The 14150-nt window shown below is 44.7% G+C and carries 13 protein-coding genes; 6 read left to right on the top strand and 7 right to left on the bottom strand.

Translation table 11 applies throughout. From position 1 onward, the window contains the following. Positions 1-2 precede the first annotated feature (2 nt). From KFK88_RS07290 to tilS, 3 genes are all read left to right on the top strand, one after another. Positions 3-644 carry a DUF1287 domain-containing protein gene (locus tag KFK88_RS07290; RefSeq protein ID WP_223578179.1) on the top strand — a complete coding sequence of 214 codons (642 nt, stop codon included), beginning with the start codon at positions 3-5 and terminating at the stop codon, positions 642-644. Positions 645-790: 146 nt separating this feature from the next. Beyond that, a complete protein-coding gene (gene accA, locus KFK88_RS07285) occupies positions 791-1750 on the top strand; it encodes an acetyl-CoA carboxylase carboxyl transferase subunit alpha (RefSeq protein WP_223578177.1) in 960 nt (319 codons plus the stop codon). Positions 1751-1759: 9 nt separating this feature from the next. After that, entirely contained in the window at positions 1760-3025 is a 1266-nt protein-coding gene (tilS, locus tag KFK88_RS07280; RefSeq protein WP_223578175.1) for a tRNA lysidine(34) synthetase TilS, read from the top strand. Here the strand turns inward: tilS and KFK88_RS07275 are convergent. From KFK88_RS07275 to KFK88_RS07260, 4 genes are read right to left on the bottom strand one after another with little or no spacing between them, the layout of a single operon-like run. Beyond that, on the bottom strand, positions 3022-4077 hold the full coding sequence (locus tag KFK88_RS07275; RefSeq protein WP_223578173.1) for an NAD(P)-dependent oxidoreductase: 1056 nt from the start codon (positions 4075-4077) through the stop codon (positions 3022-3024). The two genes, tilS and KFK88_RS07275, sit on opposite strands and share 4 nt — an antisense overlap. Positions 4078-4089: 12 nt before the next feature. Continuing rightward, positions 4090-5253: a patatin-like phospholipase family protein gene (locus KFK88_RS07270; RefSeq protein ID WP_223578172.1), complete on the bottom strand. Its 1164-nt coding sequence runs from the start codon at positions 5251-5253 to the stop codon at positions 4090-4092. 6 nt (positions 5254-5259) lie between these two features. Next, positions 5260-5826 (bottom strand): transglycosylase SLT domain-containing protein, encoded by a 567-nt coding sequence (locus KFK88_RS07265; protein ID WP_223578171.1) that lies wholly within the window; start codon positions 5824-5826, stop codon positions 5260-5262. 25 nt (positions 5827-5851) lie between these two features. Further along, positions 5852-7570, bottom strand: coding sequence for a proline--tRNA ligase (locus tag KFK88_RS07260; protein WP_223578170.1), 1719 nt, complete (start codon positions 7568-7570; stop codon positions 5852-5854). Between the two features lie 218 nt (positions 7571-7788). On the opposite strand from KFK88_RS07260, the gene KFK88_RS07255 reads away from it, so the two are divergent. Beyond that, positions 7789-8043 carry a hypothetical protein gene (locus KFK88_RS07255; protein ID WP_223578169.1) on the top strand — a complete coding sequence of 85 codons (255 nt, stop codon included), beginning with the start codon at positions 7789-7791 and terminating at the stop codon, positions 8041-8043. A gap of 71 nt (positions 8044-8114) precedes the next feature. Here KFK88_RS07255 and KFK88_RS07250 read toward each other — a convergent pair whose 3' ends face one another. Continuing rightward, on the bottom strand, positions 8115-9773 hold the full coding sequence (locus KFK88_RS07250; protein WP_223578168.1) for an amidohydrolase: 1659 nt from the start codon (positions 9771-9773) through the stop codon (positions 8115-8117). A gap of 175 nt (positions 9774-9948) precedes the next feature. On the opposite strand from KFK88_RS07250, the gene dapE reads away from it, so the two are divergent. After that, the gene (gene dapE / locus KFK88_RS07245) at positions 9949-11169 is read left to right on the top strand and encodes a succinyl-diaminopimelate desuccinylase (RefSeq protein ID WP_223578167.1); all 1221 of its coding nucleotides are present in this window, start codon (positions 9949-9951) and stop codon (positions 11167-11169) included. A 93-nt stretch (positions 11170-11262) separates the two neighbouring features. Continuing rightward, entirely contained in the window at positions 11263-11667 is a 405-nt protein-coding gene (locus KFK88_RS07240) for a VOC family protein (protein ID WP_223578164.1), read from the top strand. Positions 11668-11929: 262 nt separating this feature from the next. Here KFK88_RS07240 and KFK88_RS07235 read toward each other — a convergent pair whose 3' ends face one another. Together KFK88_RS07235 and KFK88_RS07230 are read right to left on the bottom strand one after the other, a co-directional pair. After that, positions 11930-12280 (bottom strand): VOC family protein, encoded by a 351-nt coding sequence (locus tag KFK88_RS07235; protein WP_223578162.1) that lies wholly within the window; start codon positions 12278-12280, stop codon positions 11930-11932. Between the two features lie 143 nt (positions 12281-12423). Continuing rightward, entirely contained in the window at positions 12424-14124 is a 1701-nt protein-coding gene (locus KFK88_RS07230; protein WP_223578160.1) for a lysophospholipid acyltransferase family protein, read from the bottom strand. Positions 14125-14150: the final 26 nt, after the last annotated feature.

Below are 14150 nucleotides of genomic sequence, written 5' to 3'. Positions count from 1 at the left end.
GAATGATTAGAGCAATCAAAAAGCATGTTTGGAGCATTAGTTTCATGGTTGGGCTTGCGCTGACGAGTGACTCGTTGCTAGCGGACAATCAAGAACAAGCGAGCTTTAGTGAACGATTGGTTGAGTCGGCCTTGGAAAGAACCCAACACTTGGTGGTCTATGAAGGCTCTTATCGCAACATTGATTACCCTATGGGTGATGTACCAGAGAATATTGGTGTTTGCACTGATGTCATTGTGAGGAGTTATCGTGCCTTGGGCTTGGATTTGCAGCAATTAGTCCATGAGGATATGACGGCGCACTTTGATGAATATCCTGATATTTGGGGATTGACGAGACCCGATACGAATATTGATCATCGCCGGGTGCCGAATCTGGAGCGCTTTTTTGAGCGTCATGGCGAGGTATTAGCAATTAGCCATAACCCCGAAGACTATCAGCCTGGCGATATTGTTAGCTGGCGTTTAGAAGGCGGTTTCCCACATATTGGTATTGTCACTAATAAAAAATCAGCGGATGGTGAGCGTTATAAAATTGTTCATAATATTGGTTTAGGCCCAAAACTTGAGGATGTGTTATTCAGTTATCCTATCGTTGGACATTACCGTTATTTGCCAGCTTCCAGCGAAGTCATTGCTCCATAAATAAAGACGTATCACAAACAAGCGTTTGAACAAAATTAATACAGAGTGCCGACCAGTTAGGTTGACTGGTAAAGTTACCTTTTATACGGCCATGATTTTGGGTTAGAATAGAGAAATTACGCCATAAATAAACCAGTTGAATAGGCATGAGTTTAAACTTTTTGGATTTTGAGCGTCCGATTGCAGAGCTTGAGGCGCAAATTGATGAATTACGCTTAACGGGTGAAGACTCGGATATTAATATCAGCGAAGAAATTGAGCGCTTACAAAAGAAGTCTAAAGACTTAACCAAGAAAATTTTCTCGGATTTGTCTGCATGGCAAGTAGCGCAGCTAGCTCGTCACCCACAACGTCCCTATACACGTGACTACATCGAGCACGTTTTTGACGATTTTGACGAATTGGCTGGTGATCGCGCTTTTGCTGATGACGCTTCGATTGTAGGTGGATTAGCACGATTAGAAGGTAAGCCTTGTGTGGTGATCGGTCATCAAAAAGGTCGTGATACTAAAGCGAAGATTAAGCATAACTTTGGTATGTCTCGCCCAGAAGGTTACCGTAAAGCGAAACGTTTAATGGAGATGGCGGAGCGATTCAAGCTTCCTGTCTTCACGTTTATCGACACTCCGGGAGCTTTCCCTGGTGTTGGTGCAGAAGAGCGTGGCCAAAGTGAAGCGATCGCTCGTAACTTGAAAGTGATGGCGACCCTTAAATCACCAATCATCGCGACGGTTATTGGCGAAGGCGGTTCTGGTGGTGCTTTGGCGATTGGCGTCGGTGATAAAGTGAATATGCTTCAATACTCTACTTACTCCGTGATTTCTCCAGAAGGCTGTGCTTCAATTCTTTGGAAAAGTGCTGAAAAAGCAGAAGAAGCGGCTGATGCGATGGGTATTACTGCTGAGCGTATTAAAGAGCTTGGTTTAATTGATAATATTGTTCAAGAGCCATTGGGCGGTGCACATCGTAACTATGTTGATATGGCTAAAAATTTAAAGTCTCAGCTAATTAAAGACTTGGATAGCCTTGAAAACATGGAAACAGAAAAACTGCTTAATCGTCGCTACGATAAGTTGATGGCATTTGGTGAAGTCACCGAAGGCTAATAGTTCTCCATGAATCACTCTGAGCCAGTTGCTGCAGCAATCCGTCAGTTTCTGGCTCAACATTCTTCAACCAATCCTTCTTTCCTGATTGCACTAAGCGGTGGTGCTGACTCGGTAGCATTGTTGCACGCTTTATGCGAACAAGTTCCTAAAGACAAAACACAAGCGGTTTATATCGATCATCAGCTACAGGATGTTTCTGTCGAGTGGGCTGACTTTAACCAACAGCTTTGTAACGCTCTTGGCGTTAAGTTTCAAACCATACCAGTTAATGTGGGCAAGTCATCAAGTCTAGAAGCAGAAGCCCGTGAGGCTCGTTATCAAGCTTTGGCAGGCCTGTTGAAGCCTCAACAATGTTTAGTCACAGGCCACCATCAAGACGATCAGGCTGAAACCTTATTACTCCAACTGTTCCGTGGTGCTGGGCCTAAGGGGTTGTCAGCGATGCCTTCCATGTCGCACTTTGCAGAAGGTTGTCATGTGCGGCCTTTATTAAACGTGTCTAAAGATGACATTTTGCATTACTGCCAGCAGCATGACCTAGATTATGTTGAGGACCCATCGAATCAAGACATTAAGCATCGTCGAAACTTTATTCGCCATCAAGTCATGCCCTTGCTGGAGCAAGAGTGGCCACAGGTTAAACAAACTTTAGCTCGTGCCAGCCAGCTCCAGTCGGACGCACAAAACATTATCTATAGTATGGCATCCTCGGATTTTAATAGGTGTTATACCGGCGAAGGTCTTTCCATAATCGAACTCAATAAGCTCTCTAATGCAAGACAACGTGAGGTTGTACGCTACTGGTTCGAGGATTTGCATCAAGAAATGCCGAGCCAAAAAGTGCTAGAAGAATTATTGGCTCAGATGTTGAGGTCCGAGAGTGATGCTCAGCCGAGTCTTGAGTTTTCTGGAGGTTCAATAAAGCGCTTTCAAGGTGTCTTGAGCTGGGTTCCAGAGACAAGTTTTTGTGATGAAAGCATTGATGGTAAAGAGTGGTATGGGCGTGATGATTTGTTATTGTCGGAATCTGTGACAGTTAAACAACAATGGTTACAGCAGCAACACCCTGAGTTAGTAGGAAAGCCACTCGTCGTGCGTACAAGGCAAGGCGGTGAACGCGTACGAAAGAAAAATTCAGAAAACACCACGTCGCTTAAGAATTACTTTCAAGACATGGGTATTCCGAGCTGGCAGCGGGATAAAGTGTTATTGATTGTGCATAATGACGAGGTACGTGCAGTTTATCATCACCACTTAAGCGAGAAGCCTTAAAAGATAGCGTTTAACTGCTCTACCGTCCAGCCATGATATTCAGCCCACGTCTCAACAATGCTTATGTCATCTGCTTTATTTAGCGGACGAAAGCCTGAGGTTGTGTCATTGAGCGCATCTTCAATCGCCAAATTATGAGCATAAAAAATAGGATCCAGAAAAGGCATCAACGTTGGCTCTTGAAGCACAAAGTTAACGGGCTTTTTCGCAGCTAAAACGTCAGTGTCTGAAAACTTAAAGCCAAATTCGTCCTCTGCACCTGCGTTAGCCAGTATTTTTCCTCTGAACCAATCATGTTCATAACTATGGCTCAATAAATCTTTAATGCCTGTAGCGGTAACTATGATGTCAGCATTTTTGATCGCAGATTTAACCTGTTGAGGCAACTCCGCAGATACCGCTTGATAGCCTCTGGATTCAATAAGAGACAAACGTTCAGGCAGCATATCGACGACGGTAATGTTCGATGTTTTTTGAGAAAAGTAGTAGGCGATGCCTGTGCCAACTTTGCCAAACCCAAAGATGAGTATGTTCTTTTGATCTACAGGTTGTTGACTGAGTTCGCAAATAGCTCGATAAACACCTTCACCGGTGCCGAGACACGTTTCGAGAGATTTTAAGCGAGTGTCATCGACTGAAACAACGGGGACCTTGCTGTCCTGCCATTGCTCATAGCGTAAAGCCCCGGTTCGTGTAAGCTCGACAATGCCTTGGGTGGCATGGCAGCTATCAATCAGCTCGGCACCACAGTCTAGTAAAAAATCAAATGTTCCATTGAGATTGTGCAAAGGACGGTACTGGATACCTTCACTTGCTAACACCTCGAGGGCTACGGGCGACTCCTTAATAAAGCTTGGGTTCGTCACTGTAACCTCTGCCCCAGAGGCTTTGAGACATGCTATTTTAAGCAAGGTAGTTTGTGTTAGCGGCACGTTATGAGCGATTGTCATTCCTGAAAAAGGTTTTGCACTGCCATACTCTTCCAGCATCCGATGCATAAAGGGTGCGGAGGACTCGGTGTAGCGCTCGAAAAACGACTGGAAGGACGGCATGGTAATAACTCGCTAGTCCGCTTGGAAAAAAGCTTTAATATTACTGTCTTGTTGCATCGCGTCGTCATAACCTAACTTGATGAGGTGACGTGTAAACTCTTTATCAAACAACAAGTAGCTTAAAATTCCATTACCATCTTCGCCATCAACACCGATTCGTTTAAAAAAGAAACGTAGACCGCGAGGAAGGTTTTTAAAATACTGACCTGCGAGCTCGGCTGGCTCGATGCTGGGTGAAATGATGAAAGCGTCCACGGTTTTCAAAGGAAGTTGCTCACGCACTAAGTCAGATTCAGGAATATGAGCCAGTAGTGAGTTCACTCGCATTAGACGCTCGATATCGCTTTCTAAGCTGTCGATAAAAATACTATCGAATAGGTGGCCACCAATATCACCAACCGTTGGAATGGTTGGCTTATGCTCAGGCTCGCCGCGTAAAGGCTTTACCGTCACCACAAAAAGTTTATCAGCGCCTAAGTGCAATGCTGGGCTGAGTGGCGTTAGAAAGCGCAAGGAACCATCACCAAAGTGCGCGTTTTTGATTTGCTGCGAGGGAAATACCATCGGGATAGCTGATGATGCTAATAGGTGCTCGACAGTGATGGTGTCTTTTCGACCATAGCGACGGAAGCGCTTCCACTCGACTAAGTCAGGATGTCCCTGAAAGAAACTGACTGAGTTTCCTGTGTTGTAGTTGTAGCAGGTTGTACAAAGAGCTTTAAGTAACCCTGCTTGATGGTTTTTTTCGATATCATCAAATCGTATGACGTTTTCGAGCAGTGTTCGTAGCGGTGAATTATCAAGTAAGGAGAGCGGTTGCTTTAGGTTTTGGGTTGAACGAAAAATATTCCATACCCAGCGCAGCGCGTTCTTACTTAAAGTTCCTAATCCAGTTTTATAGACTTGATCTGGGCTGAAATTGCTCCAGATTTCCTCAAGGCGTTGCGCACCATAGTCGAACTGATGATTGTTGCTAGCAACTGCAGCCGCGTTAATTGCTCCCGCAGAGGTGCCTGTCACAATACTGAAAGGTGAGCGCTTGGGCTGACCTAAGATATCATTAACCGCTTTAATAACACCGGCCTGGTAAGCTGCACGAGCACCACCACCTGAAAGAATGAGACCTGCTGAGTTATCATCAGGGCTATCATTCAGTATTTTACTGTCTGTGGTCATTCGAGATTATAGCGCCCAACGTTTGCGCAGTGCAGCGTAAACTTTATTCGGGTATTTAGCACGGCCTCGTGAGCCGTTATAGCGGCCGAGCGCATAGGTAAGGTTGTTTTTTTCTCGGTCAATATACAGCTTTAAGATATAGCAGCCGTAACGAATGTTGGTTTCGATGTCGAAGAGAGAATCATTAGGGTGACCAATTTCTTTTTTCCAAAAGGGCATGATTTGCATCAGGCCACGTGCATTAGCGACTGATAGGGCGTAACGGTCAAAGTTACTTTCTACTTCCATAATCGCCAAGACTAATTGTGGATCCACCCCAGCTTCGTTGGCATGCTTATGAACCAAACCTAATATTTTGAGGCGCTCATCGGGTGGGATATGAGGAGCACGCCGCTTGAGGCGTCCTTCCATGTCTTTCATCCAGACGGTCGCATCATACTTATCAACAAAATGATTCTCTTGCTCCATAAGCCTTTTCAGCTGGCTAGCGAAAGCCTGATCGGGGCGTTCTTGCCCGTTGGCAATCAAACCCCAAATTAGCAGCACTAGTGTGATAAGTGACTTATGTAACATCTTGAAATTATTGTTTAATTCTTAGTTAATTAGAGCTTAGTGTTTCTTGAATATAATCCACAACATTTTCAACTTCAAGATCTGCTTTCGCAGTGTTATCTCGGTTTTTATATTCAATGGTATTATTTTTTAAGCCACGGTCACTAACTACCAGTCGGTGCGGAATGCCCACGAGTTCAGTATTAGCAAACATAACGCCCGGACTTTCTTTTTGATCCAAGAATAATGTTTCGATACCTAAGGACTCTAAGCGTTGGTATAAAGCTTCAGCGACTTGCTGGACGCTTTCTGATTTGTGCATATTCATTGGGATAATAGCGACTTTAAATGGCGCGATTGCTTCTGGCCAAATAATACCGTTATCATCATGGTTCTGCTCGATGGCTGCTGCGACAATGCGAGAGACGCCGATACCATAACAACCCATAGTAAGGTGCTTTGCTTTACCGTTTTGGTCCAATACAGTGCAGTTCATGGCTTTCGAGTATTTGTCGCCCAATTGGAAAATATGGCCAACTTCAATACCACGTTTGATTTCTAATAGTCCTTTACCGTCTGGACTTTTGTCACCTGCGACGATATTTCGAAGATCGCAAACATCGCTATACTCAGCGTCACGTTTCCAGTTAACACCGTTTAAGTGGAAGCCTTCTTCGTTAGCACCGCAAGCAAAGTCACTCATTACTGCAGCGTCACGATCCGCAATCACTGGAATGCTCAAGCCCTGTGGCCCACAAGAACCAGGTGCGCAACCTGCAGTTTGTTTAACGGTTTCATCACTAACTAGGACTAATGGATCGGCGATTAGCGTATGCTTCGCAGCTTTAATTTCGTTGAGCTCATGGTCGCCACGTAAGCACAGCGCAACCACAGGCGATTCTTCCGTCGAACCTTCTACAAATAGCGTTTTTAACACTTGCTGTGTATCAATGCCCATAACACTGGCAGCTTCTTTGACGGTACGACAGTTCGGAGTCGCTACTTTTTCAACGTCTTTAGTTGGAGCCGCTGCTTTGCCTTCTGGCGCTAAACTTTCTGCTTTTTCAATATTCGCGGCATAGTCACTTTCTGTACTGAAGGCGATGGCGTCTTCGCCAGATTCGGCTAGTACATGAAACTCATGGGAGCCACTACCGCCAATGGCGCCCGTGTCAGCTAGAACTGGGCGATAGTCTAAACCAATACGATCAAACACATTGCAATATGCTTGGTGCATCTTTTGATAGGTCTCTTCAAGAGACTCTTCATCAATGTGGAAGGAGTAAGCATCCTTCATGATGAATTCACGAGAACGCATGACGCCAAATCGTGGGCGCACTTCGTCACGGAATTTTGTTTGAACCTGGTAGAAGTTTGCTGGCAGCTGCTTGTAACTGCTGAGCTCATCGCGAATCACTGCGGTGATAATTTCTTCGTGTGTGGGACCTAAGCAGAAATCACGATCATGACGATCGGTAAAACGTAATAGCTCTGGGCCGAACTGATCCCAGCGGCCTGACTCTTCCCACAAGTCAGAGGGTTGAACAGAGGGCATCAACATTTCCACGGAGCCAGCCTTGTTCATTTCTTCTCGAACGATATTTTCGACTTTACGAAGAACGCGCAGGCCTGTTGGCAGCCAAGTGTATAAACCTGAAGCTACTTTACGAATCATGCCAGCACGCAGCATGAGCTTGTGGCTGATTAATTCAGCATCGCTAGGATCTTCTTTGAGGGTAGAAAGTAAGTATTGGCTACTACGCATTGGTGTCCCTAGTTATTGGTCTCATCGATCAAAATAGTCGGTTATTGTAGCAAGGTTTAATTTAGCCACAAAGCTAGATGACTCGATTAATTGATAGATTTTGAGGATTTTTCTGTTTAAATTTTGTACAATTGAGGTGTCTTTATGACAAAGCGTAGTTGAACAAGTTTGGAGTTCTTAATTCTTGTCGGTTAGAGCACAACCGAGGGGAGGTAGTTATGACTCGCTTTAACGTTACGTATGCTGTTGCAATTTCAGCCATTCTTGTCGTTGGCTGCAGTTCTAAATCTGATAGAGATTATCTTGTGCAAAGTTCTGATGACGAGTATGTCTATATAGTGGACTATGAAAAAATGGCCTATATTGATGAGGCTAGCAGAACGTCACATTCCAATGTGGATACATACTGGGTGAACCCACCAGTAAAACGCATTAAACGGAGTGAGTTAGAAGCAATGCGCAAAAAACAATAAGCCAACTAAGGCTGGCTTATTGTTTGAGCTGTAGTGACAAGCTAGTCACTACGGATTATCACTTTAAGGAATCACTCAGTTGAGTGAATTCGCTTTCCATTAATCCAGGTTTCTAGAACTTGGACATCATCAATTTTGTCCTCAGAAATTTTAAAAATATCCTTATCAATGAGGATGAAGTCGGCTTTTTTCCCTTCCTCTAGCGAGCCAATGGCGTTTTCCCAAAAACCAGCAAACGCAGCATCAATGGTGAAGCTTTTCAATGCTTCGGCAACAGTCAGTTTTTGTGATGGAAGCCAGCCCTCTTTAGGTAAGTTGTCAGAATCTTGGCGGGTCACTGCCGCATGCAGTCCCAAGAAAGGGTTTGCCTTTTCGACGGGGAAGTCTGAACCTGAAGCGATAACCACGTCATTATCAAGGAAGGTGCGCCATGCATAGGCGCCTTTTAGGCGCTCTTCGCCCAAGCGATCGCCTGCCATATTCATATCGCTCGTGGCGTGAGTGGGTTGCATTGAAGCGATGACGCCAAGTTTAGCAAACATCGGGATTTCTTCTGGCACAACGACTTGCGCGTGCTCAATTCTATGGCGCAATACTTTAGAGGAGCTTTCTTTCTTTAGTTTCGACAATTCCTCAAGCACCATATGATTGGCCGCATCGCCAATTGCATGGATGTTGGTTTGGAAGCCGTATTTAGTGATCAGTGTTAAGTATCTCCCTAGCTTGTCGGAAGAAGTCAGCAATAGTCCCTTATTGTCTGGCTCGTCAGAGTATGGTTCAAGAAGTGCGGCACCACGGCTACCTAAGGCACCGTCTGTGTAGAGCTTGACCGACTGTATTTTTAAGAAAGGATGTTCAACTTTTCCGTACTTAAGCATGGTTTCTAAGCGAGGGTCTGCACCGCTCAGCATAGCGTAAACTCGAAGCGGGATACGGTTCTTACCCGAAAGCTCCAGCATTAATTTATAAGTCTCAAAGTCAACACCAGCATCATGAACCGAGGTAATACCAAGACTGATCAGGTGGTCAAAAGCTAGCTTGAGTGCAGTTTTGCGTTCTTTCTTGTTCAGTGGCGGGATCTTATTTTCGACTAAGCTCATTGCGGCATCAATCAAGACGCCAGTTGCTTGGCCCTGTTCATCTCGGATAATTTTGCCGCCCTCAGGATCCGGAGTGTTTTTGTCGATGCCAGCGAGTTGCAGTGCTTTGCTATTAGCCCAACCGGCGTGACCGTCAATACGGCTTAACCACACAGGGCGATCAGCGATCACTTTATCCAGTGACGATTTCGTCGGGAACTCTTTATTTAGCCATAACACCTGGTTCCAACCTCGACCCAAAACCCAACGAGTATCAGGATTGTTGTTTGCGTATTCGGAAACCTGTTTGACTGTTTCAGCTTCAGACTCAATCCCACGAAGGTTAACGCGCATTAAGTTCAGCCCTAAGCCGAGTATGTGGCCATGAGCATCAATTAAGCCGGGTAACAGCGTTTTGCCTTTACCATCAATGGAGATACTAAAACTGTGCAAGTCAGCCAGTTCCTCTTGGCTGCCTGTGGCTAAAATGACGCTATCTTCGAAGAGAATGCTATTAAATTGCTTTAACTCGCCATCTTCAAAAGTATAGCCTTTGACGTTATGTAGCAGTGTTGGTAACGCTTGTGCAGTGCCTGTCCCCATAAAATTACAGGCTAAAGCGGCTATCAAAGTAAGAATCATTTTTTTCATAATAAACGCAATCTAGTGATGGATTCACATACTCTAATACAAGTTATGGGCAATATAAAGGAAGTCCTCTCTGATATAACTTATTGATTTTCAAAAGTAACATCAAACTGTCATCAAGTTGTACTCTGGCTGTCATGCAAATCGCTTATAAAGAGCAAAACCTAAGAGGATTTGTATGTTTAAATCATTTAAAGGCTTACCCGACTTACCTTACGCCGTCGCACCTATTGAGCAGGCACAGTATCAAAGCGCTATTGTAGAGTTAGTCCAAGAGCTGATACGCAGACCATCCGTGACGCCTGTGGACGCTGGCTGTAGTGAGCTTCTTGCTGAGCGCTTAGAGGCGGTGGGGTTTGCGACGGAGTATTTCAACAAGGCTGAGGTGACGAACTTGTGGGCGAAACGCGGTGAGTCTCTCGAACAGCCATCAGTAGTGTTCTCTGGCCATACTGATGTGGTGCCGCCGGGACAAAATGCTCGCTGGGACACGGAGCCTTTTGTTCCGACGATAAAGGATGGCATGATTTTCGGTCGCGGTGCTTCAGATATGAAAGGCAGTTTGGCGGCGATGATTGTGGCTGTGGAAGCTTTTGTCAAAAGACACCCTAAGCACAAAGGCAGTATTGGCTTTATGCTGACAAGCGACGAAGAAGGTGATGCTGTCGATGGCACTAAACATATTGTATCGAGCTTGCAGCAGCGTGGTGAAGTTATTGACTACGCCATTGTCGGCGAGCCGACCACAGAGAAACGGCTGGGTGATTCGATTAGAATCGGACGTCGTGGTTCGATTAACGGTAAAATCACCATACGAGGGAAGCAGGGCCATGTAGGTTATCCTGAGCAGCTTAGTAATCCTATTCATAATTCTTCAAAGTTGATTCATAAGTTGGCGACGAAACGCTGGGATATGCCTAGCCGCTACTTTCCGTCAACCAGCTTCCAGTTGGTGAAAGTACACTCGGGAAGTGGCGCCATGAATGTCACGCCTGCGAGTTTAGAAATGCTGTTTAATTTTCGCTATTCACCACGGAACTCTTTCGAAAAAATCACTGGTTACGTTGAAAAGAAAGCAAAAAAATACGGTTTGGACGCAGAGTTCTCATGGGAACATGAAGCGGAGCCTTATATCACACGCCGCGGTAAGCTCAGAAAAACCGTGCAAAAAGTGATCCAACAAGAAAGCCAGATCAAAACCAAGTTGACGACAGGTGGTGGTATCTCTGATGGTCGCTATATCAAGCAGCTGGCGACTCAAGTCATAGAACTGGGGCCTTGCAATAAAACCATTCACCAAGCAAACGAATGCGTTTCGATTAGTGAACTCAATCGTTTGTGTCACATGTATTATCGACTTCTTGAAGAGTTGCTTGTAAAAGTTGTCGATAAAAACTAACTCAGCTGTCTTTATTAATACCAATCGAGCTCTGCTGGTGTTCATCGAACATCAGCAGTAAACTGACGTCACAACAAATGATCTAGATTCACTATGTTCGAGATCGCCGGAATTGATCACATTGTCTTACGAACCAGCAAGTTAGCAGCAATGCTAGAGTTTTACTGTGGTGTCCTAAACTGCACTCTAGAGCGCGAAACCTCTGAAGAACTGGGGTTGACTCAGTTGCGTGCAGGGAGTGCTTTAATCGATCTCGTAACAGTCGATGGCAAGCTAGGGCGCACGGGAGGCGAAGCCCCTTCAACAAGCGGCAATAACCTTGACCACTTCTGTCTTCAGCTAAAAGCTATTTCTGAATCTGATATTAAGCAACACCTAGAAAGCCATGGCGTTGACGTCGGAGAGTTTGATGAGCGCTATGGTGCCCAGGGCTTTGGACAGTCGATTTATATCCAAGACCCTGAAGGCAACACTGTCGAGTTACGCTCACGGTTCTAATTTAAGACTGTCAATGCCAAAAACAAGTTAGTAAGTAACAGCAAAATAGCTATGAGCTGATAATGTTTTAGTAAAAAATTGATTTTGCTCATGTTGTCTGTAGATACAGACAAATACTCTTTAATTTGTTGCTTTTGCTTAGATGGTAGTAACTCGGGGCTTGAATTTTCTAATGTAGGTAAAACTATTCTTAAATAGAGAACATTCATTACTATTATAAATAGCACGAATATGGTGGCCGTAAAGACTAATAGGTAAAACATTATTTATCCGACCAAATCGCCAGTTCATTACCGCTTGGTTCGGTAAAGTGAAACCGGCGACCGCCAGGGAATGAAAAGATAGGCTTGATGACTGTGCCGCCTAAATCTTCCACCACTTTTTGAGTGTCTTCTAACGACTCAGAGTAGAGCACGATGAGGGCGCTGCCGTTTTCCGTGCTGGCCTTGAGGTTTGACTGAAAAAAGCCACCTTCTAATCCCGACTCGCTGAATGCGCTGTATTCAGGGCCATAGTCGACAAACTTCCAGCCAAACGCTTTTTGGAAGAAATCCTTTGTGGATTCTAAATTATTCGCGGGGAATTCAACGTAGTTGATCAATGTTTTACTCATCACAGATCCTTGTTGTGTATTTTTTAAGGTAAAGAAAGTTATAGCGCTGATCTAATAAAAAGAAAAGCCTGCAATGCTGATAGGGGCACATCGCAGGCTTAAAGTGTTGTACTAGAGAAGTTTATTATTATGAATTTTGTGAGTTAATCGATGTAGCGTTTACGCTTTTTTTCTTTAAGTTTCAGCATATCAACCCAGACAACGCTATCCACGCAGTCGCCAAAATCAGGGTCAACACCAAAGTCGTAGAAGGTGACGCCGTCTTCTTCACACAGGTCGCTGTACTGTTTAAATAGAGTAGGAACACTGACACCCATAGAGCCAAGCTCTCTCTTAAGGACTTTAAAGGCTTCTGGCTGCTCAAGGTGATTAAATAACTGTTCCAATTTAGCTTTCTGAACTGGCTTAATTCGATAAGGATTAAACGAGCGGACCAAGTTTAGCTCTGAACCATAGTAGGTGCTGAAATAATACACCAGCATGTCTTTGGCGTAGCTGGGGTAATCATTGCTTAAGCTGACAGAACCAAACAAATAACGAATATGTGGGTTTTGTCGGATATAAGCGCCAATACCGAACCATAGGTAATCTAGGCTACGTTTTCCCCAGTATTTCGGCTGAATGAAACTTCTTCCCAGTTCCATCGCCGTGGGAAACTTCTTCTGTAAGCTTTCCTCGTAGCTAAACAAGGTTTCTGAGTAAAGGGTTTGGTCCTCGCTAAAGGTATGAATATCGGCGATGCGGTAGCTGCCGACAATTTCCATATCGCTTTGATCCCACAAAACAATGTGTTTGTAATAGTAGTCGAATTTATCCATGTCTCGGCGATTACCTGTGCCTTCGCCTACAGCGCGAAAAGCAATTTCACGTAACCGCCCGATTTCACGCAACAGCGCCGAGTCTGCAGTATTTTCGAGCAAATAAATGGTTTTACCATCTGCGGTTTCACCAATTTGAGCACATTGATTCAGCTCTTCGATTAAGACTTTTCGGCTTTCAGGGTGAGCGATGGCTCGTTCGGTCTCAAACAGCTCTTGACGATCACGTTTTAGACCGTAGACATGTTGCTTGAAGCGAGTGATACTTTCTTTACTGCTGGGCAACATACCGCTGAAAGAAGAAAAAGGGATAAGTTTGCCAATTTTAATAGGCAAGGTTAATGAGACATTCTTAAACATTTCACGCACCAGGAATAAAGCACTTAATGGCTTAGCGATTAATGAGAAGCCATAGAAAAAACGTGAGTTTTTGCCGCCAACATGTACCGGAAGGATCGGCGACTTGGTTTGCTTGGCCATTTTTAAAAATCCTGAGCGCCACTTGCCATCACGAATACCCTTGAAGGATAAGCGCGACACCTCGCCAGCAGGGAAGAAAATAACGGCTTCTTCTGCTTCTAAGGACTGTTGGATGTTGAGGAGTTTTTCCTTGGGGTTGCCGCTTTTGCTCATGTTGTTAATGGGCAAAAAGAAAGGACGTAGCGGTGACATTGACCACAACAGCTCGTTGACCACTATTTTGACGTCTTTTCTAACCGAATGTATTAGGGCAAGCAGAGCAAGGCCATCGAGCGAACCTAGGGGGTGGTTTGCGATAATGACCACTCTGCCTGACACGGGGATATTCTCTAAACTGGAATTTGAGACTGTGTAGCTTAGCCCTAATCGTTGATTCACCGTTTCAAGGAAGTCCACATGCGACATGTGTTTGTTTTGTTCAATAAAATCGTTAACTTCTTCTTGGTGAAACAGTCGAGCCAGCAGTCGAGTTGCGCCAGACTGAAGCTTAGGCGATTTCTCTAGTTGGGGTAGAAATTGTTCAACAACCTCTTTACTGTCTATCATGGGTTCACCTTCCTGTTGTCACGATA

The sequence above is a fragment of the Kangiella taiwanensis genome, from assembly GCF_020005165.1.
Taxonomy (GTDB): Bacteria; Pseudomonadota; Gammaproteobacteria; order Enterobacterales; family Kangiellaceae; genus Kangiella; species Kangiella taiwanensis.
The sequence above is the reverse complement of the archived record's forward strand: the minus strand, read 5'-3'. Positions and strand labels throughout refer to the sequence as shown.

Excerpts from the sequence above, each read along its gene's own strand:
- KFK88_RS07290 (WP_223578179.1), top strand. The coding sequence starts at position 3 with ATGATTAGAGCAATCAAAAAGCATGTTTGGAGCATTAGTTTCATGGTT.
- accA (WP_223578177.1), top strand. The coding sequence starts at position 791 with ATGAGTTTAAACTTTTTGGATTTTGAGCGTCCGATTGCAGAGCTTGAG.
- tilS (WP_223578175.1), top strand. The coding sequence starts at position 1,760 with ATGAATCACTCTGAGCCAGTTGCTGCAGCAATCCGTCAGTTTCTGGCT.
- KFK88_RS07275 (WP_223578173.1), bottom strand. The coding sequence starts at position 4,077 with ATGCCGTCCTTCCAGTCGTTTTTCGAGCGCTACACCGAGTCCTCCGCA.
- KFK88_RS07270 (WP_223578172.1), bottom strand. The coding sequence starts at position 5,253 with ATGACCACAGACAGTAAAATACTGAATGATAGCCCTGATGATAACTCA.
- KFK88_RS07265 (WP_223578171.1), bottom strand. The coding sequence starts at position 5,826 with ATGTTACATAAGTCACTTATCACACTAGTGCTGCTAATTTGGGGTTTG.
- KFK88_RS07260 (WP_223578170.1), bottom strand. The coding sequence starts at position 7,570 with ATGCGTAGTAGCCAATACTTACTTTCTACCCTCAAAGAAGATCCTAGC.
- KFK88_RS07255 (WP_223578169.1), top strand. The coding sequence starts at position 7,789 with ATGACTCGCTTTAACGTTACGTATGCTGTTGCAATTTCAGCCATTCTT.
- KFK88_RS07250 (WP_223578168.1), bottom strand. The coding sequence starts at position 9,773 with ATGAAAAAAATGATTCTTACTTTGATAGCCGCTTTAGCCTGTAATTTT.
- dapE (WP_223578167.1), top strand. The coding sequence starts at position 9,949 with ATGTTTAAATCATTTAAAGGCTTACCCGACTTACCTTACGCCGTCGCA.
- KFK88_RS07240 (WP_223578164.1), top strand. The coding sequence starts at position 11,263 with ATGTTCGAGATCGCCGGAATTGATCACATTGTCTTACGAACCAGCAAG.
- KFK88_RS07235 (WP_223578162.1), bottom strand. The coding sequence starts at position 12,280 with ATGAGTAAAACATTGATCAACTACGTTGAATTCCCCGCGAATAATTTA.
- KFK88_RS07230 (WP_223578160.1), bottom strand. The coding sequence starts at position 14,124 with ATGATAGACAGTAAAGAGGTTGTTGAACAATTTCTACCCCAACTAGAG.